The organism is Myxococcales bacterium, from assembly GCA_016706225.1.
Taxonomy (GTDB): Bacteria; Myxococcota_A; Polyangia; order Polyangiales; family Polyangiaceae; genus JADJKB01.
Window position 1 is genome coordinate 128,435 of record JADJKB010000008.1, and the last position, 20,637, is coordinate 149,071.

21 protein-coding genes and 1 pseudogene are annotated in these 20,637 nt (G+C 66.9%); 4 read left to right on the forward strand and 18 right to left on the reverse strand.

The features are described from left to right. Positions 1–86 precede the first annotated feature (86 nt). Complete coding sequence (locus IPI67_14630; GenBank protein MBK7581433.1) at positions 87–695, reverse strand: response regulator; 609 nt, start codon at positions 693–695, stop codon at positions 87–89. Between the two features lie 143 nt (positions 696–838). Between IPI67_14630 and IPI67_14635 the strand changes: the two genes are divergently transcribed. After that, positions 839–1,426 carry an HD domain-containing protein gene (locus IPI67_14635; GenBank protein MBK7581434.1) on the forward strand — a complete coding sequence of 196 codons (588 nt, stop codon included), beginning with the start codon at positions 839–841 and terminating at the stop codon, positions 1,424–1,426. Here the strand turns inward: IPI67_14635 and selD are convergent, their stop codons facing one another. Both selD and IPI67_14645 read right to left on the reverse strand, forming a co-directional pair. Further along, on the reverse strand, positions 1,427–2,389 hold the full coding sequence (gene selD / locus IPI67_14640) for a selenide, water dikinase SelD (protein MBK7581435.1): 963 nt from the start codon (positions 2,387–2,389) through the stop codon (positions 1,427–1,429). A 174-nt stretch (positions 2,390–2,563) separates the two neighbouring features. Continuing rightward, entirely contained in the window at positions 2,564–3,064 is a 501-nt protein-coding gene (locus tag IPI67_14645) for a hypothetical protein (protein MBK7581436.1), read from the reverse strand. A 136-nt stretch (positions 3,065–3,200) separates the two neighbouring features. On the opposite strand from IPI67_14645, the gene IPI67_14650 reads away from it, so the two are divergent. After that, positions 3,201–3,800 carry a helix-turn-helix transcriptional regulator gene (locus IPI67_14650; protein MBK7581437.1) on the forward strand — a complete coding sequence of 200 codons (600 nt, stop codon included), beginning with the start codon at positions 3,201–3,203 and terminating at the stop codon, positions 3,798–3,800. Here the strand turns inward: IPI67_14650 and IPI67_14655 are convergent. From IPI67_14655 to IPI67_14685, 7 genes and pseudogenes are all read right to left on the reverse strand, one after another. Then, the gene (locus IPI67_14655) at positions 3,772–5,118 is read right to left on the reverse strand and encodes a tryptophanase (protein MBK7581438.1); all 1,347 of its coding nucleotides are present in this window, start codon (positions 5,116–5,118) and stop codon (positions 3,772–3,774) included. The genes IPI67_14650 and IPI67_14655 overlap by 29 nt on opposite strands. A gap of 11 nt (positions 5,119–5,129) precedes the next feature. Then, positions 5,130–7,310: a hydrogenase iron-sulfur subunit gene (locus IPI67_14660; protein MBK7581439.1), complete on the reverse strand. Its 2,181-nt coding sequence runs from the start codon at positions 7,308–7,310 to the stop codon at positions 5,130–5,132. A gap of 1 nt (position 7,311) precedes the next feature. Then, complete coding sequence (locus tag IPI67_14665; protein ID MBK7581440.1) at positions 7,312–8,385, reverse strand: SCO family protein; 1,074 nt, start codon at positions 8,383–8,385, stop codon at positions 7,312–7,314. Between the two features lie 54 nt (positions 8,386–8,439). Further along, a pseudogene (locus IPI67_14670) lies at positions 8,440–10,143 on the reverse strand (cbb3-type cytochrome c oxidase subunit I). 91 nt (positions 10,144–10,234) lie between these two features. Next, positions 10,235–10,762, reverse strand: a complete 528-nt coding sequence (locus IPI67_14675; protein ID MBK7581441.1) for a cytochrome C oxidase subunit II — start codon at positions 10,760–10,762, stop codon at positions 10,235–10,237. A gap of 10 nt (positions 10,763–10,772) precedes the next feature. Continuing rightward, positions 10,773–10,922: a hypothetical protein gene (locus IPI67_14680; protein ID MBK7581442.1), complete on the reverse strand. Its 150-nt coding sequence runs from the start codon at positions 10,920–10,922 to the stop codon at positions 10,773–10,775. A gap of 23 nt (positions 10,923–10,945) precedes the next feature. Next, entirely contained in the window at positions 10,946–12,421 is a 1,476-nt protein-coding gene (locus IPI67_14685; GenBank protein MBK7581443.1) for a hypothetical protein, read from the reverse strand. Positions 12,422–12,514: 93 nt separating this feature from the next. Between IPI67_14685 and IPI67_14690 the strand changes: the two genes are divergently transcribed. Further along, on the forward strand, positions 12,515–13,000 hold the full coding sequence (locus IPI67_14690) for an Rrf2 family transcriptional regulator (protein ID MBK7581444.1): 486 nt from the start codon (positions 12,515–12,517) through the stop codon (positions 12,998–13,000). A 58-nt stretch (positions 13,001–13,058) separates the two neighbouring features. Here IPI67_14690 and IPI67_14695 read toward each other — a convergent pair whose 3' ends face one another. Continuing rightward, positions 13,059–13,469 carry a c-type cytochrome gene (locus IPI67_14695; protein MBK7581445.1) on the reverse strand — a complete coding sequence of 137 codons (411 nt, stop codon included), beginning with the start codon at positions 13,467–13,469 and terminating at the stop codon, positions 13,059–13,061. A 349-nt stretch (positions 13,470–13,818) separates the two neighbouring features. On the opposite strand from IPI67_14695, the gene IPI67_14700 reads away from it, so the two are divergent. Beyond that, positions 13,819–14,937: a TIGR04053 family radical SAM/SPASM domain-containing protein gene (locus tag IPI67_14700; GenBank protein ID MBK7581446.1), complete on the forward strand. Its 1,119-nt coding sequence runs from the start codon at positions 13,819–13,821 to the stop codon at positions 14,935–14,937. Positions 14,938–14,939: 2 nt separating this feature from the next. Here the strand turns inward: IPI67_14700 and IPI67_14705 are convergent, their stop codons facing one another. The 7 genes from IPI67_14705 to IPI67_14735 form a co-directional block, all read right to left on the reverse strand. Then, positions 14,940–15,653 carry a Crp/Fnr family transcriptional regulator gene (locus tag IPI67_14705; protein MBK7581447.1) on the reverse strand — a complete coding sequence of 238 codons (714 nt, stop codon included), beginning with the start codon at positions 15,651–15,653 and terminating at the stop codon, positions 14,940–14,942. A gap of 89 nt (positions 15,654–15,742) precedes the next feature. Further along, positions 15,743–16,603, reverse strand: coding sequence for a hypothetical protein (locus IPI67_14710; GenBank protein MBK7581448.1), 861 nt, complete (start codon positions 16,601–16,603; stop codon positions 15,743–15,745). A 43-nt stretch (positions 16,604–16,646) separates the two neighbouring features. Further along, the gene (locus tag IPI67_14715) at positions 16,647–17,699 is read right to left on the reverse strand and encodes a WYL domain-containing protein (protein ID MBK7581449.1); all 1,053 of its coding nucleotides are present in this window, start codon (positions 17,697–17,699) and stop codon (positions 16,647–16,649) included. A 39-nt stretch (positions 17,700–17,738) separates the two neighbouring features. Next, on the reverse strand, positions 17,739–18,029 hold the full coding sequence (locus tag IPI67_14720) for a hypothetical protein (protein ID MBK7581450.1): 291 nt from the start codon (positions 18,027–18,029) through the stop codon (positions 17,739–17,741). 88 nt (positions 18,030–18,117) lie between these two features. Continuing rightward, a complete protein-coding gene (locus IPI67_14725) occupies positions 18,118–18,738 on the reverse strand; it encodes a ribonuclease H-like domain-containing protein (GenBank protein ID MBK7581451.1) in 621 nt (206 codons plus the stop codon). A 90-nt stretch (positions 18,739–18,828) separates the two neighbouring features. Next, entirely contained in the window at positions 18,829–19,311 is a 483-nt protein-coding gene (locus tag IPI67_14730; protein ID MBK7581452.1) for a J domain-containing protein, read from the reverse strand. 93 nt (positions 19,312–19,404) lie between these two features. Beyond that, entirely contained in the window at positions 19,405–20,598 is a 1,194-nt protein-coding gene (locus IPI67_14735; GenBank protein ID MBK7581453.1) for a hypothetical protein, read from the reverse strand. Positions 20,599–20,637: the final 39 nt, after the last annotated feature.

Consider the following 20,637-nt stretch of genomic DNA (forward strand, 5'->3'; position numbering starts at 1 on the left):
TTTGGCTGATGGCTCCAATTTCAAGCAGGGTGACACGGTCCGGGGCGTTCGGCCCGCGGCGGCGCGAGGCGAGTCGCGCTCGGGCCTCAGTTGTCGCCGAAAAGATCCTGGATCTTGGTGTCGAGGGCGAGGGCGATCTTGTACAGGCTCGAGATGGACGGACTGCTCTCGGCGCGCTCGATCTGAGACAACAGCGAGATGCTGAGCCCCGTCCGGCGGCTCATCTGTTTGAGTGTCAGTTCCTTGGTCTTGCGCAGGTTGCGAATGGTGTCGCCGATGATCTTGTGGAGCAGTTCCTCGGGGGTGCGCGCCAGTCCCTTTTTGCGCATGACCCGCGCGAGCACGTCGCGGAACTCGTCCACGTTGAACGGTTTCTTGATGTAGTCGACGGCGTCCAGCTTCATGGCGGCGACGGCGGAGTCGAGGTTGGGATGGGCTGTGAAGACGACCACCGCCACGTCCGTGTCGTGCTCGCGAATTCGCCGCAGTACTTCGATGCCGTCGAGCTTGGGCATCATCAAGTCGAGGATGATGACGTGGTACGCACCCTGTCTCACCTCGTCTTCGACGAGAGTCGGATCGCTGAGCGCCTTGACGGTGAAGCCGTCCTTCTCGAGCAGCGTCTGCATGTAGTCGCAGATCGCGCGATCGTCGTCGACGATCAGGATCCGCACAGCGGGAACGTCAATCGGCACGGCTGCCTCCGGTTCTAATGGCGACGGGCCCGCGGTGGCCGCCGCTCGATTGCAGTGTCACGAGAATACCTCAAGTCGTGTCTGCCCTGGCTGGAAAAAGCTGCGCGTCCGGCAAACGCACCCACACAGGGTAGAGTTTGGGCGTGAAGCCCGGCCCCGCCTATTCGACCCGGCTCGACGAGGCCCTCGGGTTCGTCGCCGACGCCTTTCGTCACCGAGCTCGCAAGGGTTCCGGAGTGCCGTACCTGTCGCACCTGCTGGCCGTGGCCGCCTGCGTCAGTGAGCACGGCGGGGACGAGGAGCAGACCATCGCGGCCCTGTGCCACGACTATCTCGAGGACATCCCGGGCGCGGACGCGGCACTCCTCGAAAGCCGCTTCGGCGCGCGAGTCGCGCGGTTGGTCGTGGGCCTGAGTGACTCGGTGACGCAGCCGAAGCCGCCCTGGAAGGAGCGCAAGCTCGCCTACCTCGCCAAGCTGCGCGACGAGCCCGACGAGCTCAAGCTGATCAGCGCCGCGGACAAGCTGCACAACGCGTCGGCGATCTTGCGGGATCACCGCGCGATCGGCGAAGCAGTCTGGGATCGCTTCACGGCGACCCGCGACGAGACCCTCTGGTACTACCGAGGAGTGCTCAGCGCCCTCGGGACCGGCTGGAATCATCCGCTGCTCGACGAGCTCTCGACTGCCGTGCGGGCAATGCACGCGGCCGCTGGCACACCGCTCGACTGACTACGCGAGCACGAGCTTTCCCGGAGTGCCTGCCACGAGCTCCCCCACCACGCGCGCTTCTCCGCCGAGGCGTGCGAGAGCGGCCTGTGCGCGGTCGGCCGGTAGCGAAAGGAGCAAGCCGCCGCTCGTCTGCGCGTCCGCGAGCAGGGTCACGAGCGCGCTGTCGTGGGCGGCGCTGCCCTCGAGGTGCGCACTGACGTAGCGCAGATTCTTCTTGCTGCCACCCGGGACGTGCCCGGCCCGCGCGCAGTCGAGCGCGCCGGGCAAGAGCGGAACCTGGTCGACGAACACCCGCGCCTCGAGCGCGCTGCCGGATGCCAGGTGGAACAAGTGGCCGAGCAAGCCGAAGCCCGTCACGTCCGTCGCGGCCGTCACCCCGTGCTCGAGCCCCACGTCCTTGGCGGCTCGGTTGAGCTGTTTCATCCATCGGGTCGCTTCGTGCAACCAAGCAGGGTCGGCCTGATCGGAGCGGGCAGCCTGGGCGATCACGCCGGTGCCGATGGGTTTGGTGAGGATCAGTTTGTGCCCAGCGAGGGCGCGACGGTGAGTCCAGGCGCGCGCCGGAACCACCGAGCCCACGACGGCGAGGCCGACCTTGGGTTCGCTGTCGCGAATGGTGTGGCCGCCGACGATGGCGCAGCCCGCCTCGTGGCACTTCGCCGTCACCCCGAGCAGGATCTGCTCCAGCACCTCGAGTGGGACGGCGTCGGGGATCCCGACGAAGCTGAGTGCCACCGACGGCTCGGCCCCCATTGCGTACACGTCGGAGAGCGCGTTGGCCGCCGCGATCTGTCCGAACTCCCCGGGGTCATCGACGACGGGTGTGATCACATCGAGCGTGAGGACGAGTGAGCTGCCGGCGCCGGGTGATGGAGACACGATCGCCGCGTCGTCGAAGGGACCCGTCTCCGTGTCCAGCCAACGATGAGAGAGCGTCGGGAGTTTGCTCAGGACCTGGACCAGGTCCTCCGCCGGAAGCTTCCGGGCTCAACCCCCGCCTTGGACCAGGCGCGTCAAACGTAGCTCAGGCATGCTTCCTCCTCTCTCTCGGGTTCACGTACCACGCGCCTGCGCCCACGGTCGAGCATCGGAGGAGCTTCGAGCGGGGAGCCGCGGAGCCCAGGCTCGTTGAACGGCTCAATCGTCGTCGTCGTCGCGCGTGGTTGCGGTCTTGGTCTCGGCGGTTCCGGGCGTCGTGTAGGCGCTGCCTGCGCCCTCCGCGTAGACGAGCTGTCCCCCGCGGTGCGCCGCGTTGTAGGCGAGCCCCACGAGCCCGAGGCTGCCCACGATGCTGGCACCGGCGAGCGCCTGCTTCAGCGAGTCGCGTTTCGATAGAAGCGGCGCCGCGGCCAAGACGAGGACGCCAAACCCAACCAGGGTGAAGAGCTTGGCGGCGTCCTCGTGTGCCTCGATGCTGGCCTCTCGGACGACCTTCTCCACTCGCTCCTCATCGCCCTCTCCAGTCTTCATGGCGACCACGGCGCCGACGGCGAGCACCGCCTGAAGCGCCACGACCACCACCCAGGTGCGGGCCGGCAGCCAGCCGCGCCGCCAGGCGAGCAGAACGCCCAGCGCAACGAGCGGGACCAGGACGGCCAGAGCGACGGGGAAATGAACGACGGCTGGATGCAACGGCATGACGACTCCTCGTGGGCGGGGCCAATGCGGCTCCTGGCATCGAGGGGTGCGTCCTCTCGGCGCGCTGAACCATCCGTCAAATGACCCATGAAGCCGCTGGTGCGGTTTTTTTCCCGCAGTATGCTGCGTGCGCCGGATGTCCAACGGGCCCGAATCCGAACGCCGCCGCACGCTCCTCGGTGTGGTGCTGTACCTGCTGATCGCGCTCACGATCGGCTCCGATCTGGTTGCGGACTACTCCCACGGTGCGGGTTCGGCCCACCTTGGGCTGGAGGCGTTCGTGGTTGCGCTGGCCTCGGTCGGAGGTGTGGCCTTCGCGCGTCACTGGCTCAGCCTGCGGCAACAGGCCAGTGAAGCGCGGGCCGAGGCCGACGTGCTGCGCGGCGAGGCGGCCCAGCTCGAGTCTCGGCTGGCCGAGCAGAAGGCCGAGGCCGCGCGCTGGCAGAGTGAGGTCAAGGAGCTGATCGACGGGCTGGGTGCTGCCATCGACCGCCAGTTCGAGCGCTGGGCGCTGTCACCGGCGGAGCGGGAGATTGGCCTGCTTCTGCTCAAGGGCTTGAGCCATCAAGAAGTGGCGGATCTGCGCGGGGTCAGCGAGCGCACGGTTCGCCAGCAGGCGCAGTCTCTGTACAAGAAGGCGGGGCTCTCGGGTCGGGCGGATCTTGCCGCCTACTTCCTCGAGGATCTCTTGCTGCCGAGGACGAAGCTCAAGCGAGCGGAGCCAGCCGAGCCGTGAAGTGGCGGAGCAGGGGCGCCTCTTCGACGATGCGATAACCGCGGATGATTGGCAGGCGTGCCGCGACGCGTTCGGCGGTCTCGATCACCCAGTCGACGTGCGACGCGGTGTACACCCGGCGAGGCAAGGCGATGCGCACCAGCTCGTGCTGAGCCGCTGCACCAAACATCAAGCTGCCGATCTCCACCGTTCGTACGCCGCCCTCGCGATAGAGCTCGACGGCGATGGCTTGTCCCGGGAGCTGTGCGCGCGGCATGTTCGGTAGAGCGCGGCCAGCATCGACGAATACAGCGTGACCGCCCGGCGGCTCGACGATGGGCAGACCCGCTTTCACGAGCCCCCGCGCGAGATACGCCACGGTCGCCTCGCGGTAGCGCAGGTAGTCCGGATCCAGCGCCTCGATCAGCCCGACCGCCATCGCCTCGAGGTCGCGACCCGCGAGACCGCCGTAGGTCGGAAAGCCCTCGGTGAGGATCAGGAGTACCTCGAACTTCTGGGCCCAGTCCGCGCGGCGCGTGGCCAAGACGCCGCCGATGTTGACGATACCGTCCTTTTTTGCGCTGAGCGTGCAGCCGTCCGAGAGTGAGAACAGCTCGCGAGCGATCTGCTCCGGCGTGTGATCTGCAAAACCCGGCTCGCGTCGCTTGATCAGCCAGGCGTTCTCGGCGAAGCGCGCCGCGTCGATGAACAGCGGCACCTGGTGCGTGTCACACAGCGCGCGAACCGCCCGCAGGTTCGCCATCGACACGGGCTGGCCGCCGACGGCGTTGTTGGTGAGGGTCATCATGACCAGCGGCACCCGAGCCTTGCCGGTGAGCGCCCGCTCGAGGGCAGCAAGATCCATGTTGCCGCCGAAGGCCGGGTCTTCGCTCTTCGGCAGGTCGAGCGCAACGCCGCCGACGTACTCCAGGTTGGCGCGGGTCGTGTCGAAGTGGGTGTTGTTGGGGACTACGTCGCCCGGCTCGACGATGGCGTCGAACAGGATGCGCTCGGCGGCGCGCCCCTGGTGCACCGGGAAGACGTGCGGCAACCCGGTCAGGCGCTTCAGCGCGGTCTCGAAGTGGTCGAAGCTTCGACTGCCCGCGTACGACTCGTCGCCGGCGAGCAGCGCGGCCCATTGGCGATCGCTCATGGCGCCCGTGCCAGAGTCGGTCAAGAGATCGATGGTCACGTGCTCGGCGTGGAGCTTGAACAGGTTGTAGCCCGCCTGCTCGAGCAGCGCGTCGCGCTCGGCACGGGTCGTCAGAGGGATCGGCTCGACGGCCTTGATCCGAAACGGTTCGATCACAGTCCGGAACGGGACTTCGGGTTCACTCAAGTTTGCCTCACTCACTCGTACCAGACGAAGTTCGTCATCTTGTCGAACAGCACGACGGTGTTGTGCCGCGGCGCAAGCGTGACCCTACGAGTGGTCGTATGGTCGAACTCGCGATCGTCCATGCCATCCCCCAGCTGAATCGTCACGTCGTGCGGACCGGCGGGGAGGGGAAAGCGCTCGATGCTGATGCTGTTGCCGTCGCCCCAGATCCCCCGCGGCTCATAGGCCTTGTTCGAGAGCTCGCGTCCGTCGACCTCGACCCGCACCCGCACCGCGACTCGCCGTCGCTCACAGATGCGTTTCTGGCGCATGTGTTTGGGCAGTTTCGCCAGCTCTTCGGCGCTCGGCTCCCGGCAATTTTCTCCGGCCTTGCCCGGATGTTTGAACGAAACGACGAGCTTGGGTGAGGGATCGGCGGGGGTGCGGTACGCGACCGCCGTGCCTGCCCAGGTCACGAGGCCGAACATGGCCGCGATGCCCAGACCGGCGATGAGTTGGGTTGCACGCCCGGGCCGGGCGCTCTTCGGTCGAGGCGCCCGCGCCGCAAAGGCCTTTGCCTCGTCCAGCAGTCGCCGCCGCTCGGTGCGAAAGAGCTCGACCACCAGCAGCTGGCCGGGCTCGACCTTGTCCGTTCGCAGGACGGGCTCGCGCGCGCCGGTCATGCGTTCGCCCGCCCAGCGCCCGCCTTCACGGTACATGCAGCTGCCGGGTCCCGAGGCCACGATCATCACACCGCGGGCGCCGCGCCGCAGCGCGCGCTCGACGGTGAGTGGGTGGACCCAGCCCGCACAGGGGATCCGCACCACGGCGAAGCCAGGCAACTCCTTGCAACGAGCGGTCTCGTCGTCGACGCTGAGTGTCGCCCCTGCCGACTCGCTGCACATGAGAGCGAGCAGCGGCTCCGTCTCCGCGCTCAGGGTCTTGTCCACCAGTTGATCGATGCGATGGCGCTGCCGGATGCTGTCGAACCAGGTCAGGCCGACCCCCGCCGAGTCGCACGAGCCGGCGCAGATCCCGCAGCCGACGCACTTCTTGGGATCGACCTGGGCCATGACCCCGAAGGCTTTTCCGTCCGTGCGCGGCACCATCTGGATCGCGGCGTAGGGGCAGTTGCGATAACACTTCTCGCAGGCGTTGCAGCGGGCTTCGACGACCCTGGCAGGGCGAGCACGGCCGGTCGCGAGGTACCAGGGGATCGGGAAGAAGAGCGCGCCGGCACCGAGCACCATGGCCCAGAGCACACCCCCACTCATGCGATCGGTGAGCCAGATCGGCGCGAGGTACCACCAGTCCATGGTGAACCCCTCGGGTTGAAGCGCCATCTTCGCGGGGCCCACCACGTCGGCGGGGAACACGATGCTCACGAGAAAGAGCGAGGCGAGCACCCACACCGTCATCACGCGACGAGTCAAGAACCAGGGCCGCGACAGGCGGGTGATGTGCAACCAGAGGGCGATGCCCATCGCCAACGGCAACAGCATGTGCAGGAAGAACACCACGAAGAAGAGCAACGAGTTCAGGCGATCGTCGACCAGAAACGACCGCGACAGCGGGTCGGCGAAGATCGGCAGGGTGTCGAGCAGGTGTCCCGAGCCGAGCGCGATCAGGTGGCCTCGCTCGTCCCAGACCAGCCAGTAACCGAGCCAACCGATCAGCCACAGCAGACCGAGCAAGAGCAGACCGGTCACCCACGCGAGCCAGCGCGCGCCGCCGAATCGGCGCTCGAAGAACAGCTTCACCGCGTGAATTCCGACGAACAGCAGGGTCGCGTCGGAGCTGTAGCGGTGCACGCTGCGCATCAGGCCGGCGCCGAACCGGGAGTGCCCCATGGCAACGACCGAGTCGTAGGCCGAATGCACACTCGTCCGGTACCAGATCAAGAGCACGATGCCGGAGACGATCGCGACGATCAGCGAGGTGTTGGCGATGGCACCCGTCTGAGTGAGCGGGTTGAGCTCCGCCGGAACCCAGCGCTGGATCAGCGCGTCCAGGTGCTGGAATGCCGCGTTCGGCAGGCGCAACACGCGCTCCCCACGCACCTTCGGCTCGACCCGCTCTCCATCGTCGCGGATGACAGTCAGTGAGCGGCGCTCGGACTCGTGGGGTTCCGTAACGTCAGCTTGCGGGGCAGGCGCAGGCGACGCTGTGGTCGCCTCGCCCCCGGGTGACTCGTCCGGGGTGCTCTCGGACATGTCAGGCTGCGGGCTCCCGTAACAACAGCTTCAGCGCGTCCGTGAGCCAGCGCTCTTGCCGCTCTCCGAGGGTGAGGCGGTAGGCCACTTGCCCCAGCTTGTCGACCACGATGAACAGGTTCGCGTGGTCGATCTCCCCGCTCATCGGGTTCTTGGAACGTGCGATCTCGAGCAGGTCGAGGGTGTGGTCGACCTCGCTCGGGTCGCCCGACAAAAGGCGGTATTCGGGCGCTTTGACCTGATAACGGGTGGCCGTCTTCAACATCACCTTTTGAGTATCGTGCTCCGGGTTCAGGGTCACCGCGAGCACGCGCACGTTGTCTCGGTCTGCTCTTGGTAGCTGCTCCAGCGCCCGCTTCAGCTGCGCCATGATGAGTGGGCACGTGTGAAAACAGGTGGCGTAGATCCCCGTGACGACCACCACCTTGCCCTTGAGCGACGCGAGCTCGACGCTCACCCCGTCCTGATCCGTCAGCTTCACGGCAGGGGCCGGCTTGGCGGTGCGCAGCGCCACCGCGGGGAATGGCTCGGCTGCCGCCGCAGCGGTCTTGCTCCCGACGCTGATCAACGAGACGAACACCGCGGTGACCAACACGCCCGCGACGGCGAAGTAGGGAAGCATGGCCCGCCTGCTGGTCTGCCAGATCTCCTTCACCGGTTTCCACCAGATGAAGGCGAGCACGCCGAACATGACGGCGGGTTGCGCCAGAAAGACGCTGACGTAGCCGAACTCGAGCCTGCCGGTCTCTTGATCGAGGCCGTAGCACCAGACCCGAAACTCTTCGGCGAAGGCGCCGATGCCCATGGCACTCTTCGGCACCACCAGCATGGCCAGCTGGAACACCTCCAAGCCGGCCATGATGGCCATCATCAGCACCGGAAAGCGCCACGACGAGAAGAACGCGTGGGCCGCTGCGAGGGGGCGGGGCAGCCCCGTCGCCTCGTCGATCGCCAGCGCGTCGGTGGCCCGTCGGCGCTGGGCGCCCGCGCAAACGATCGGCTCTGTACCGTCGGCGGGCAAGGCGGAGCTCGAGCCCGCCGACTCTGCTGGCGGCTCTGCTCCCGAATCGCTCATTGTGTCGATTCGAGGGCGCAGGTCATCAGCAGAGTCGGTCATGGTCCACCTCGCTCAGCGGACTTGCCAGACGTCCGCGAGCGCTTTCCAGTTTGCGAAGTAATAGACCGCGAAGGATACCAGGAGGATCAAGGTGAGCACGAAGGTGCCGGGCGCTTTGTGCGCGTCGTCGCCGTGGTGCTCCGCTTCCTTCTCGATGATCTCTGCGGCTTTTTCTAGTTCAGTCATTTTCGTGCCTCCTCACCAAGCCGCCATCTTGCCGTCGATCTTCTTGCCGAAGAACACCGCGACCACCGTGGGCAGAACGTACATCAAGAGGCCTGTGAAGGCGACGATGCCGCCGATGCCGACCATGGCCAGCCAGACATGCACGCTGGGATCGTAGCCTGCCGCGTGGGTCGCGCCAGTGAACTCGATGTCCCAGTGGCGTCGTGAGACACCGTAGGATCCGGCGAACGACATGCCGAACGAGATCAGCACGATGCCGAGCGCGAACACGAAGGGCTGCGCCTTGCAGATGGCGCGCATCGGGTACTCACGGCGGAAGATCAGGGGAACGACGTAGTAGCTGACCGCCATGAACGCGAGCGTCGTGCCGCCGACCACAGTCGAGTGGAAGTGGCCCGGGATGCGCAGCGTGTTGTGGGCGATGATGTTGATCTGCTCGGTTCCAAGGGTCACGCCGGTGATGCCACCGATGAAACCGAAGATGACCAGGGACAGGAAGAACCCGGAGAAACCAGGATTGCCCCAGGGCGCCGCGCCGAGCCAGCCGAACAGACCCTTGTTGTGGCCCTGCTTGCGCAGCGCGACCTCGACCGACGCCGGCACGGTGTAGCCGTGGATCATGGAGGCCAGCACGGCCAGGTACATGGCGTACGACGTGTTCCAGATCTTCCATCCGGCGCCCACGCCTGGATCGACCAGGAGGTGATGCGCCGACGCGAGGTTGATGAACAGGATGTAGAACAGGAACGCGGTGCGAGACACACCCTGGTTCAGCACCTTGCCGCCGACGGTGAGGGCGCTCAGCAGGTACCAGATGCTGACCATCGCCGAGACGTTGATCTGCTGTGAGGTGTGACCAATCCCCCAGAAGACCAGGCGGTAGACCGCCGCGTCCATGTTGGGGATGATGCCCAGTGCCCACAGCCAGGTGGGCACGAAGATGGCGGCGCCGTGGAGCAGCGCGGCCACCGCGATGATCGCGGCAGTGATGGCGCCAAACACGACCAGCGGAACCGAGCCCTTGTAGGTCTTGTCGCGCTTGGCGATGTAGATGGTCGCCAGGAAGTTGATCACGCCGATCAGCGCGCCAACCGCAAACAGAATGATGCCCAGGTAATAGAGCTGGTGCGCCTTCAAGGGCGCGTAGGACGTGAACATCACATCGGCGTTGCCGCTCAGCACCATGACCGCGACCAACCCGCCGCCGGCCACCATCAAGAGGAAGCTGACCCAGGCGACGGTGCCCGATGCCAGTCTCGACTTCAGTAGGACGGTGCCAGCGAAGTAGAGCACCGCGATCTCGAAGAAGATGATCCAGAGGATCAACATCGAGAGCCCGTGGAAGGTGACGAGTCGGTAGTACCACTCGGCCGGGAGCAGGTGGACCGCCGGCCAGCGGGTGAGGGCGATCAAGAGCGCCGCGATACCACCCAAAAGAAGGCAAACGACGGCTGCCACCGCGTTGAACTTGATGAACTTCTCGGCCGTGAGATCGACCGTGAAACCGGTGGTCCCGCACACCCGGCTCATGCCGGCGGCGTGGTTGCCCTTGGGCTCGGCGTCGTCGCCGGCGTCGCCCGCGACTGCGTCTTCGACAGTGGGATCCATTGTCGTCATCTGACTACTCCGTCACGATGATCTTGCCGGTCATCTGGTGGTGCCCGATGCCGCAAAATTCGTTGCAGATGATCGGGAAGTCCCCGGTCATGGTTGGGGTGATGGTGAGCACGTGGTCGTATCCGGGTAGGACCTCGAAGTTCATGTTGATGGGCAAGAGCGAGAAGCCGTGCTGGATGTCCATCGACGAGACGTGCAGGCGATAGGTCTGGCCTTTTCGCAGCTTGAGGATGGGGAACCAGGTCCACATCTGGGCTTGCAGGTAGGCGTCCCCGCCGGGTGCCGGTTCGACCACCGGAAAGCCACCCTTCTCGTCGACCTTGTTGGACGCGACGAAGCTCGTGACACGGGCGGCGAACTTGGCGGGTTCGACGGTATACGCTTCGCCGGTGCTGTTTTGTTTGCCCTTGAAATGCCAGTACGGCATCGCCAGGGTGAGCACGATGCACCAGAGCAGCGCGAGGCCGATCCAGGCGCGTTCGGTGCCGGAGGGCGCTTTGAACCAGTCTGCGGGGGGGGCGTGGATTCCCATCGAAGTCTCCTCAGGGCAAGAGCGCCGGCTTCAGGTTCTGGAGCTCGATCAAGCCCCAGATTGTGTAGGAAATGGTCGGCAGGAGGACCCCGAGCGCGAGCAGCACCCAGGGGTTGTCGAGTAGCTTTTGGATCGGATGTATCTGCGCTGGTTCAGGCATTGAGTCCTCCCGTTTTGTTCGAGTCATTCAGCCGCGCCTCCGCGGGTCGTGGTGGTGTCGTGAACGGGCGCGGGGATCAGGAACGAGCCAGGCCCGACCAGCTCCCACGCCGAGACTTTCGCGCGCTCGCGCTTGAGGTAGGCGCTGACGACGATGGCCAGAAAGAGCACTCCTGCCACGATGGCCAAGAGCCCTCCGAGACCCATGACGCTGAGCCCGAGCTTTTGCGCGAGGCTTCTTGCGTTCTGTTCAGCCCCGTAGAGCTTGCGGCCCATGCCGTGGGCACCGGCGAGGGCAAAGCCGATGGCGAAGATGCTCTGCCCGACGCCAAACAGTGCCGGCTGCAGGTGAGCCGCTCGCTTGGCGAGGCGCGAGGCGCGAACCGGAACTCCGACCACCTCGAGCAGCGGAAAGCTGAGGGCCATGAACGCGACCGTCACACCACCGATCGAGGCGTGATAGTGCGCGGGGATCACCGTGGTCGAGCCGCGGATCAGCGCGCCGAGAATCCAACCCAGGGTGGTGAGCCCCGCGCTGGCGAAGAAGCCGACCAGGCGCACGTCGCCGAAGTCACGCCAAGACAGCGTCCCGTCCTTGAAGCCCCGTCGCACCGCGCCGAGGCACAGGATCAGCAGGATGGCCGCTGGCGGGAAGATCCCCCAGCGCATCAGCAGGGTGAACCCTTCGCGCGCGGCCACGTCTTGCATGCCGGCCATGCCGAGCAGTGGGGCGGCCGTCCAGGGCAGGAGCAAGAGCGCGAACAACGCGGCTGCCACGTTGCGCGACACCGGTGAGCGTCCCAGCACACCAGCCAGCAAGATCAGCCAGACGCTCAGCATGGCCGCGGCGCTGGTGAGCTGCAGCACATGGCCGCCGCCCCAGTTGCCGAGCTCGTAGAGGACCGTCGGCTCCAGGCCCGTCGGGCGGCGAAGCCAGCTGGCGGCGAACGTCAGCGCTGCGATGATCAGCGCGATGCCGGTGGTGCGAATGCCCGGCACGGCGGCTGCGGGTATCGAGAGCACGACGCCGGGCGCCGGCTCACTCGGCCAGAGACGGCGATCCACGGCGCTCATCAAGACGCCCGCCGCAAACACGACCAGGCCACTGGTGAAGAGCCAGTGGTCGATCACCGGCACGTAGTTCGCGAGGATCGGCTGCGCGCCGGGAGCTCCCGCCGCCAGGAGCAGCATCAGCACACCGACTGCCCCGACGTACACGCCGGCGCGGCTGACCCGCGAGCTTCTGCCCGCACGCGGCAACAAGAAGAGCAGCGCGCCTGCGAACGCGTACACCCAGACCAGGAGTGACAGGTCGACGTGCACCACCAAACACCGTCGGAAGAACGCCGGGTCACTGATGAAGCGCGCGAACACCGGGGCGCGCGCGACCACCAGGAGCGCTGCCAGCACCCCCGACAGGAGCAACGAGGCAACACCCAAGAGCAGCCAACGCCGCGCGCCGCGCGCTTCGGGGGAGTCGTGGGAACTGGCGTCGATCATGCAGGGCATCCAGGTGACTTGATGTCTATGGACATCGTGGTCTATTGATGTGGTGCGTTTCAATGGCCTCTTGGGCCCGAGGTGACATCGGTCATGCGCAAGTCAGGTGCGGCGAAGAAACGGCGGAACACCGCGGTCGGAGGCGACAGAATTGCGCCGCTCTCGCAGACGGCTGAGTACGCCTTGCGTGCGATGACGCATCTGGCACTGCGAGCCGACCAACCGGCGCTGACGGCGACTGAGCTGGCGTCCGAAACCCATGTACCGGTGCACTACCTGTCCAAGGTGCTCCGGCGCCTGGTCGCCGCGGGGCTGCTTGCCTCGCAGAAGGGGCACGGCGGAGGTTTTTCCCTGGCTCGACCTGCGTCGGAGATCCAGTTCGCCGACGTGCTCGGCGCCATCGGCGAGGCTCCCGTCGGTGGGCGCTGTGCGTTCGGCTGGGGTAGCTGCGACGCAAAGAATCCGTGCCCGCTGCACCCGGCGTGGACGGCTCTGAACGACGCCCTGCAAGGTTGGGCGACCCGCACCAGCCTCGGCGACATCGTCACCCAGCCCAACCTGCGCAAGCGTCGAAACTGACGGCAATTCGCCCAGCATTTCGCCGTTTGCGCGGTCGGGTGGGATCGTCATTCCAGGTTCACTTCTTCAGGCTGCGGACGTGTTTCACGAGCGCGTCGAGCAAGGCTTCCTTGCTGCGCAGATCCGGGTTGCCCGGCATGGCTGCGCTCTTGCCGATGGAAGCGCCGCCCTCGAGGATCGCCTTCTTGATCTCCTCGTCCTTCACCGAGCCCTGCCAGGTGGCATCCGTGAAGTCACGCGGCTTGGGGGTCAGCGCGGCTCCACCGGGCCCGTCGCCGCCACCGTTCTCGCCGTGACAGACGACGCACTTCATCTTGAAGTACGCCTTCGGATCGTCAGCGCTTGCGGGTGCCGCTGCCCCCGTGGTTGCGCCGACCGCCGCGCCCGAAGCCTTCTCTTCCTTGTTGCAGCCAAGCGCCGTGAGCGAAAGCACACCCGCGACCAAGGCCATCTGCCATTCAACACGCATATGAAAATCCTCCGAGTACTTCCCGCCCGGCGCGACTTGTACACCAAGCGGCGCGGCCCATGTGCCGCGGCCCGGACCCTAGCTGACAACCCTCAGCCAGGGGCAGCCACTGCAGGAGCCGGGCCAAAACCAAGGGGGGAATGTGCCCTCCAGAGACACCGGTCTGCGCAAGCGCTGCGCTTGGGCATCGGTTGCCGGCAAGGCTCGCGCGGATGGGCGGGATCGGGGTCGCCCCGTTGCGGGCCCAGGCAGAACGGGTACAGAGAAGCGCCCGGCAGGCGCCCGATGGTTTCTCGCTGGACGGCACTACCGGGCAGGGGCACACCGGTTGCAGACCCCCGCCTCGGCCATGGCCAAGTTCGACGACCACCCCTTCATTGCGATCTGGGAGACCACCCAGGCTTGTGATCTGGTCTGCAAGCACTGCCGGGCTTGCGCGAAGGCCGCTCCCGATCCGCGGGAGCTCACCACCGCCGAGGGCAAGCGCCTGCTCGACAGCCTGGCAGAGGCTCACGTGCCCCTGGCGATCCTGACCGGGGGTGATCCTGCGAAGCGTCCGGATTTGATCGAGCTGGTACGGCACGGCAAGGCGCGCGGGTTGATCATGGGACTCACCCCAAGTGCGACCCCGCTCGTGACGCCCGAGCTCATCGCTGCCCTGGCGGACGCCGGGCTGTCACGTCTTGCCATCAGTGTGGATTCACCCGACGCCGAGCTGCACGACGCCTTCCGCGGCGTGCCGGGCAGCTTCGAGCTCTCGCTGCGGATCCTCTCGGATGCCAAGCGCGCGGGCATCGGGACTCAGATCAACACCAGCATCACGGCGAGCAACGTGCATCTGATCGCCGAGATGGCCGAGCTGGTGCGCGAGGTCGGGGTGGCGCTCTGGAGTGTCTTCTTCGTGGTGCCGACCGGGCGCGCTGGCGTGAAGATGTTGCCGAGCCCGGAGGCGGTCGAGGTTGCGCTCGAGCAACTCGCCGACATCGCCGAGCGCGAGTCGTTCGCCGTGAAGACCACGGCTGCGCCCCACTATCGGCGTGTCCTGGCCCAGCGGAAGAAGGCAAACGGTGCGAGCGCGGAGCAGGGGACGCGCGGCAAACAGGGGTTGCGCGTCAACGACGGGCGCGGGTTCTTGTTCGTGTCTCACCTCGGTGAGGTCTTCCCGAGCGGGTTCTTGCCAATCCCTTGCGGCAACGTCCGCGACACCGAGGTGATGCAGATCTACCGTGAGCATCCCGTTTTTCAGGAGCTCCGCGATCCCGACGCTCTCGGAGGAAAGTGCGGCGCCTGCGAATACCGACAGCTCTGCGGCGGCTCGCGGGCGCGCTCTCACGCGATCACCGGCGATCATCTGGACTGGGATCCCCTGTGCGCGTTCGTACCCGAGGGTTACGCGGAGCAGTTCGAACAAGATCTGCTGCTCCGCGCCCGCGCCGAAAAATCGAGCTTGAACGTGCTCGAGGGCTGAACTCAGCGGGCCAGGGCTTCGAGCCCGTCGCCGCCGCCGGCTGCGCGCAGTGCCTCCAGCTTGTGGAGCGTGAAGCCGTGGTGTGTGGTCGCGAGCACACCCTCGCGCTCCCAGCGGGTCATGACCCGGATGGCGGTCTCGAAGCTGGTGGCGACCAGCTCGGCGAGCTCTCGACGCGAGAGCGCGACCGGGATGCTGTGAGAGCCATCATCGAAGTCGTCGCCGAAGCGCTCGTAGAGCTTCAGCAAGAGTGTTGCCAGTCGCGACTCGACCGAACCCGCGGACAGCACTTCGACCTTGTCGTGAAGCGCCGTCAGCTTGGTGTGCATTGCGCAGGCCATCGACATCGCGAGCTGCGGACCGGTCCCCGAGGGGTCGGTGACGAGGTTGCTCGGGATCGAGATCACCGTGGCGTGTTCAGTCGCGACCACGGCGTCGGCCGGGTAGGGGATGCCTCGGAGGACGGCGAGGTCGCCCACCGTGTCCGGCGGACCGAAGATGCCGCAGATGGAGGCGCGGCCGCGCGCTGCGGGGCGCACGACCTTGACGAGACCGCTCTTGATCACGGTCAACGACTTGGCGACGTCGCCCGCCCGCCAGAGCAGCTCACCCCGATCGAGCGTTCGGCTGGTCGACGAGGTCGCCATCCGGTCCAGCAGGCCCGAGTCAGCGCCGGACAGCGCCTGCGCACGCTCGATGAACTCCCGGACGCCCATGACAGACGTCAGCTTACCCTTCGGGTATTCCAACTGCACTGCTTCCTTGGGGGGGCGCACCCCGCGCTGCGCACAAACTGCGCGAAAGCTCACTTGCCGGCGAAGATCCAGGCCGCGGTACCCTGGGACAGACGCTGCCATTTCGCGTAGCTCCGCACCGCGCCCGCCCGGATCTCGGAGCGGGTCTTGCCGTCGCCGATGCCCTTGAGAACGGCCTCGAGCAGGTAACCCTCGGGGGCCATCAGTTGCCGGGTCATCACCAAGGTCGGCGAGCCGGCGCGCCGCAGCTTGGCGCCGAAGTACTGCTCCGAATAACAGGCAAGCACGAACGAGGGCAGCGCGCTCGGCGCTGCTTCTGGCTCGGGGAGCTTCAGTCCGTCCATCAGGCGATTGTGCCCCACGTAGCCGGCCACCTGAACGGTCAACACCCGCTCACCCGCTCCATCGTTCACCCGCAAGGTCTCTCCCGTCGAGGCGCTCCGAAAGAACCCTGTGACCGCCTGGTCGATGCGGTCCCCGTGCACCGCATCGAGCACGACGAGTTGCTCGATGGGCTCGGCTCGCGACAGTCCCCAGCGTTTTGCCGGAACCTTGCGCCGGTAGACCGCGCGCTCGAGGACCACGTCGTCGAGCGCGGTCACGCTCAGGCGCTCCCAGCCGCTCGATTTCCGATCGAGGAAGCGGCGAGCGCCGAAGATCGCACCCCAGTAGATGTTGTGGCTGAGATTGCCCGCGCGACCTGCGATGCCACTGCCGCAGTCGATCTGTCGATTCGAGCACAGGGCGACCCTCACGTGGACCACCAGGGGTCGGCCCTTTGCGAGCTCTGCCCGGAGCTGCTTCGGGTTCCAGTCGGGGGCGCCCGCCGCGGGCGGCGGCTCACCGAGCGCGGCCCGCGTGACGAGCAAGAGGACGAACGTCAGGGCTACGACGAAGGTTCGGTGAGCCACGCTGCCCCCATCGGCCCGCAACCAGCGAGTGTGACAGCTGAGATCAGCGACGCCGCGTCGAGCCGGCTTTTTTGCCGACTTTCTTGCGATAGGTCCGGCCCATCGCTGCCACCGTCGCGGTCAGCTCCTGACGAAGCTCGGCGGGCTCGAGCACCTCGAACAAGGGTCCGTAGCTGAGGAGCCAGCCTCGGAGCTCCATCGTGTTGGGGACCGTCGCCTGCACCAGCTGATGCTCGGCGTCGTGCGCGGAGAGCTTCTGATCCTTCGCGATCGGCGTTTCTTGCAGGAAGCCTGCGACGTCGTGATGAACGAGGGCTCGCAGCCTCAGCGGTTCGCCCCGGGCGAAGCCGAGGCCCCCCTTGATCAGATGTGAGTCGAGATCGAAACCGTTGGGGCGGTGAACGGGCTCTTCCATTGGCTCCGCCCGCAGCATGCGGTGCAGGAGCATGTGGCTCACGTCGTCGTAGTCCCAGAACGTACAGACCAAACTCAGCACTCCGTTGCGCGCCGCGAGGGCGAGCGGGCTCACCACGTACTCCTTCTCGGCCTTCGCGCCTTGTTTGCGATACCAGCCGCGGAACTTCCGGTCCTCGAGCAACGCCGCGTACACGACGTCCAGGACTCGGGGTGGCACGTCGGGCGGCACGAGGGGGAAACCTCGAGGGATGACCCGGACCTTGTCGAGCCAACGAGCGATGCGCGTGCTGGTGTGTGCGCTGAGGACCTCGCGGGCGCGGGCGAAGTGCGGCTCGAGACTGGCCACGGTCGAACGAGGCATGGCCTGAGACAGGTGTGCGCGCACGAGCTCGAAGGTGACGGCGGCGGGGACCCCCATGCCGGGGATCTCGACCAGGGGTGCGTCCCCATCCCACGCCCACTGATAGGGTTTCGTGCGGCGGTCGCAGCGGAGGGTCAGGAATTTCGTGCCGATGCGCTCGAGATCGCGCTGCACGCTGCGCGCGGTCACGGTGATTCCTTCCTCCTCGAGCCGGCGTTTCAGGGTCACGGTGTCCGTGCGACGCGGCGACCGCGGGACGTGACGGAGCAGCGACCACAGGCGGTGCAGGGTGTCGACGTCGGGGCCGGAGCGGGGCACTCGGGGAGGATAGGGCAGCGTTTGGTTTCGGGAAAAATGTCAGCTGCGCAGCGCGTGCGCGGCGCGAACGACCACGTCGCGCAGGGACTCGGCATTCGGGAGCGAGGTGCCGCCCGGTGTGACCCACGTCCAACCGTACGGTTTCTTCGTATCGTCACAGCGCAGCGGAAGCCGTCGGGACAGCCGCTCGAGATCTCGTTGTAGCGTGCGGCGCGTCACGTGAATGCCGTGGGCCTCGAGCCTTGCCGCGAGGGTTCCGGTGTCGATGCGCCGCGGCTCAGGCGGGATTTCCCGGAGCAAGAGCAGGTATCGGATGAACGCGTCGGACAAGGGGCAGGCTCGTGCTCTGGAGCATGCGCCCTACCTGCGACGTCTCTTGTCGCTGGTGCACGCGCGGTCGAAAAAGACCTCGGACGGGTCATGCCCGGCTGGGCGGTCGCTCGCGTCGCCATGGATTGGTGAGGGCATCGGCCAGATCCGGCAGGTGCAGGATGTCGTCGGCGTTGTGATCGAGGACCAGCGCCCGGGAGTCCTCACACTGTTCGTGCAGCCAATCGTGGTAGGCGAGGACCATCTCGTAGCCGCTCGCGTGGTCGTGGCGCTCGAAGCCGAAGTGAGCGAGGACCGTCTGCAGTCTGCAGTCCGGGAGCGACCCGTCGAGCCGTCGCCAGCGCCGCGCCTCGGGCAAGAGGTCCCAGTGCCGCAGCCGCGGCCAGCGGAGCTGGTAGAGCGCCGCGCGCTGCTCGAGGAAGGGCAGGTCGAAGCCTTGGCCGTTGTAGGTGACGACGGTGGTGAATTCTCGGAGCTCGCGGGCGACGGCGCGAAGCACGTCTGCTTCATCGCATGGGCGGTCCACGAAGTATTGCTCGGCGGAGCGCTCACCGTCGGCAGCAAACGCGAGCCCGACGACGGTGACGTGTGCGGCGCGCGGTGAGAGCCCGGTGGTCTCGATGTCCAGGAAGACCATCTCGCTCTCGTCGCTGCCGACGAAGGCGAGGTGAGGGAGTGGGCGAGGGACGCTGCAGAGCCAGTGCGACATGCGGCTCAAGCTACGTGGCGCGGCTGGGGTGGCAAGCGCTGGGCGGACAGACAATGTCCACCGCCGAGGCGCGGTTCGGCGGCGCTGCGTTCAGCCGGCGCGGTGCACGAGCAGCCAGAGCAGCGCGGCAAGCCCGACGAGCACCAGCAGTGCTGCGGCTCGTTGCAGGTGATCCCGGCGCCGCCGCGCACGGGCATCCCGCGCTTCGCGCAGATCGTGCTCCGTGGCGAGGGCGTGCATCTGATCGGCGTTGGCGGCCACGGCGAGCTCACTCCGCCGAAGGGAAATCCTGCCCAGCTCACGCGCGAGAGCAGCGCGCACCCGACCCTCGCGCCGGTCGCGCTCGTCCTGGTTGCGCAGCGCGGTCGGGTACCCCCAGCGTTCCTCGTCGTAGAGCTTGCGTCGTTCCGGATCGGACAGGGTGGCGCAGGCTTCGGCCATCAGGTCGAGGTGATCCTTCAGCTGGATGACCTTGCTGCGGTGGTGGACGACTGCGCGGCGGCGGTAGGCCTTGGCGATCTCGCGCTGGGAGGCGTCGCGAGGGACGCCGAGGAGCTCGTAGTAGTTCTGCATGGGGCGGGCTCTCCGGTCGATCGGGGAGCGTAGCATTTTGGGGGCCCGGTGCTGGCGGTGGAGAAGTGGCCGCGGGCGCGGCGTCGAAGGCCGCTACGGCTGGCAAACGACGACGGAATCGACCTCGAGATCGTCCGGATCGTACACGGGCGCGGTGTCCGGTCCCACGTGCCAGGTGGTGTCCGGTTGCACTGCGAAGTCGACGTAGGGCCGCCAGGGGAGCGCGAGGATCGTGGACAACTGGGTGTCCGTGATCTTCCCGGCGAGGCCCTGGGTAGCGGAGGTGACAGTGCGCAGGAGCACGCGCGCTGCGCCCAGGGTGTCGCGGTAGAAGTACTTCACGTTGGGCGGGTTGGCGCTCGCGTCCCACTCGACTTCCCACACGTGCAGCGCACCTGTCAGGTTGGCGAAGGGACCGGCGGTGTTGCCCGTGGTGTTCGCGGGGGCAGAGCCGAGCCAGGTCGTGACGAAGAAGACGTTCGGATCTCCCTGAACCCCTTTGGTCTTGGTGTCCCACCAGGTCTCCATCAGATCGAGCTCGCCGTAGTTGGCGCCCGAGTCGGTGTTGCGCGCCCACAGGCCGGGGAAGATGCCGCGCACCGGCGGCGGCAGCTTCGCCAGGAACATCATCAACCCCTTGCCCGGCGCGTACCCCTTGGTCGCGCGCAGCCAGCCTCCCGAGTAGTAGTTCGTGCCCGCGCACTTCGCCGGCTGCTCGGGCGTGGCGTTCGGATAGGGATCCACGCAGTGCCGGTGCGATGCCACGCGCAGCCGCCCCTGGGAGACCGTCACGTTCGACGCGAGCATCTTGGTCAGCTGAGTGAACGTCCCGCCGCCCGTGTTCTGTTGCACGACAGACCACTTCGCGGTGTCCACCGCAGTGCCGTCGAAGTCGTCACGGAAGACCTCTTTCCCGAAGGCGGTGGGGCAGCCGAGCTTCGGGTTGCCGCCCGCGTCGGACCCGGCGTCGGCGTCTGCACTCCCGCCATCGGGGCTGGTTCCGCCAGCCCCCGTCCCGCCCGCGGAGCTGTCGTCCGGAGCAGCGTCGCTGGTCGATGTCCCCCCGCTCGAGCTGGTGCCCGCGCTGCCCGCAACTCCCCCTGAGGCGTTTCCTCCCGAGGCGGAAGTGCCGCCGGTCGAGCCGCCTGTGCCGCCACTGTTTGCACTCCCGCCGCTGCCCGCCGTGCCGCCGGACGCGCCTGCCGCTTCATCGCCGTCGGAGCTACACGAGGTTGCAGCTAGGGAGCCGCTGAGCAGCAGGATCGGTAGTTTTCGAAGTTTCCTCACAGCCGGCCAATGTATCAGGCTGCTGCGAACAAAGCTCGC

Bases quoted from the DNA above. Each gene is read 5' to 3' on its own strand.
- IPI67_14730 (MBK7581452.1), bottom strand. From the start codon at position 19,311: ATGCAGAACTACTACGAGCTCCTCGGCGTCCCTCGCGACGCCTCCCAG.
- IPI67_14645 (MBK7581436.1), bottom strand. From the start codon at position 3,064: ATGCCGTTGCATCCAGCCGTCGTTCATTTCCCCGTCGCTCTGGCCGTC.
- IPI67_14705 (MBK7581447.1), bottom strand. From the start codon at position 15,653: ATGGGCGTCCGGGAGTTCATCGAGCGTGCGCAGGCGCTGTCCGGCGCT.
- IPI67_14660 (MBK7581439.1), bottom strand. From the start codon at position 7,310: ATGTCCGAGAGCACCCCGGACGAGTCACCCGGGGGCGAGGCGACCACA.
- IPI67_14685 (MBK7581443.1), bottom strand. From the start codon at position 12,421: ATGATCGACGCCAGTTCCCACGACTCCCCCGAAGCGCGCGGCGCGCGG.
- IPI67_14650 (MBK7581437.1), top strand. From the start codon at position 3,201: ATGTCCAACGGGCCCGAATCCGAACGCCGCCGCACGCTCCTCGGTGTG.
- IPI67_14680 (MBK7581442.1), bottom strand. From the start codon at position 10,922: ATGCCTGAACCAGCGCAGATACATCCGATCCAAAAGCTACTCGACAAC.
- IPI67_14695 (MBK7581445.1), bottom strand. From the start codon at position 13,469: ATGCGTGTTGAATGGCAGATGGCCTTGGTCGCGGGTGTGCTTTCGCTC.
- IPI67_14725 (MBK7581451.1), bottom strand. From the start codon at position 18,738: ATGTCGCACTGGCTCTGCAGCGTCCCTCGCCCACTCCCTCACCTCGCC.
- IPI67_14665 (MBK7581440.1), bottom strand. From the start codon at position 8,385: ATGAGCGATTCGGGAGCAGAGCCGCCAGCAGAGTCGGCGGGCTCGAGC.
- IPI67_14690 (MBK7581444.1), top strand. From the start codon at position 12,515: ATGCGCAAGTCAGGTGCGGCGAAGAAACGGCGGAACACCGCGGTCGGA.
- IPI67_14675 (MBK7581441.1), bottom strand. From the start codon at position 10,762: ATGGGAATCCACGCCCCCCCCGCAGACTGGTTCAAAGCGCCCTCCGGC.
- IPI67_14700 (MBK7581446.1), top strand. From the start codon at position 13,819: ATGGCCAAGTTCGACGACCACCCCTTCATTGCGATCTGGGAGACCACC.